We start from the raw sequence: 1626 nt of genomic DNA on the forward strand, positions 1-1626 counted from the left end.
ACCTGTACCTCGACCGCTTCAGCGGCAAGGGCCCGGTGACGGCACCCGAAGGTGCTGCGCAGGTCTGAGCCTAGTGCAGGTGTGAATTCGACGGCGCCGTCGTCATGATGCTCAGGGCCGGCGAGTCGACGCTGCCGGCGTCGATCTCTTCCTCGGTGGCCTCGCGCACGTCGCGCACCTTCAGGTCGAGCCGCAGCGCGATGCCGGCCAGCGGATGGTTGCCGTCGAGCACCACGTGGGTCGGGTAGACCTCGGTCACGGTGTAGACCGCGTCGGGCTGCAGGCCTTCGGTGACGGCGCCTTCGGGCGGGCCGTCGAACTGCATGCCGACATCGACCTGCTCCGGAAAGATCGAGCGCGCCTCGAAGAAGACCAGGTCGGGCCGGTAGTCGCCGAAGGCCTGTTCGGGTTCGAGATGGAGCTTGGCTTCGAAGCCGGTCTCCTGGTTGATCAGCGCTTCTTCGACCTTGGCGAGCAGGTCGTCGCCACCGACGAAGAACTCGACCGGTGCGTCGAGTTCGTCGATCAGCTGGCCTTGGGCGTCTTCCAATCGCCACGTGAGGGCGACGACGCAGGGGTTGGTGATGAGCATCCGACGATGATCGCACAGGCATCGCGAAGTCATCGGAAAATGCCCCGATGTCCGCACCGATCGCCAACCCCTCTGCGCCCGGCTCTACGCCCGGTCTCGCCACCCGGCCCGACAGCCTGCTCGGCGGCCTGTCGCCCGCCGCCTTCATGCGCCGCCACTGGCAGAAGAAGCCGCTGCTGATCCGCCAGGCGGTGCCCGGCATCGCGCCGATCGCACCGCGCGCGCAGCTGTTCGAGCTGGCCTCGCGCGAGGATGTCGAATCGCGCCTGATCGTGCACGGCAGCCGCGGCTGGACGATGAGGCGCGGCCCGCTGCCGCGGCGTGCGCTGCCGCCGGTGTCGCGCGCCGGCTGGACCCTGCTGGTGCAGGGGCTGGACCTGCACCTCGATGCCGCGCGCGAGCTGCTGTCGTGGTTCCGCTTCGTGCCCGACGCACGGCTCGACGACCTGATGGTCTCGTGGGCGAGCGACGGCGGCGGCGTCGGCCCGCATGTCGATTCCTACGACGTGTTCCTGCTGCAGGTGCAGGGCCGGCGGCGCTGGCGCATCGGGCCGGTCGACGATGCGTCGCTCGAGCCCGGCGTGCCGCTGAAGATCCTGAGCCGCTTCGTGCCCGAGCAGGAGTGGCTGCTCGAGCCCGGCGACATGCTGTACCTGCCGCCCGGCTGGGGCCACGACGGCGTCGCCGAAGGCGAGTGCATGACCTGCTCGATCGGCTTTCGCGCGGCTGGCCGCGACGAGCTCGCGACCGAGGTGCTGCAGCGCGTGATCGAGGCGGTCGACCCCGACGCCGAGGACCCGCTGTACCGCGATCCGTCACAACCGGCCACCGAGGCGCCGGGCCGCGTGCCCGAGCGGCTGCAGGCGTTCGCCGCCGATGCGGTGCAGCGGCTGCTGCGCGACCCGGCGGCGCTCGCCTGCGCGCTCGGCGAATGGCTGAGCGAGCCGAAACCGACGGTGTGGTTCGACGCCGGCGCGCCGCTCGAGGCGCCGCAGGCGGTGCGCCTGGACCGCCGCACGCGGATGATGTACGAC

Annotated in this window: 2 protein-coding genes; one reads left to right on the forward strand and one right to left on the reverse strand. The window is 70.8% G+C overall.

Annotation, left to right across the window (positions count from 1 at the left end; all coding sequences use genetic code 11):
* Window positions 1-70: 70 nt before the first annotated feature.
* Window positions 71-592 (reverse strand): FKBP-type peptidyl-prolyl cis-trans isomerase, encoded by a 522-nt coding sequence (locus tag AC1D01_RS33810; protein ID WP_477873836.1) that lies wholly within the window; start codon window positions 590-592, stop codon window positions 71-73.
* 47 nt (window positions 593-639) lie between these two features.
* On the opposite strand from AC1D01_RS33810, the gene AC1D01_RS33815 reads away from it, so the two are divergent.
* On the forward strand, window positions 640-1626 hold a 987-nt coding region (locus tag AC1D01_RS33815), incomplete at its 3' end, for a cupin domain-containing protein (RefSeq protein ID WP_477873837.1).

It is taken from the genome of Rhizobacter sp. P3_B12, assembly GCF_056402895.1.

Coding starts and splice junctions, on each gene's coding strand:
- AC1D01_RS33810 (WP_477873836.1), bottom strand. CDS start 592: ATGCTCATCACCAACCCCTGCGTCGTCGCCCTCACGTGGCGATTGGAA.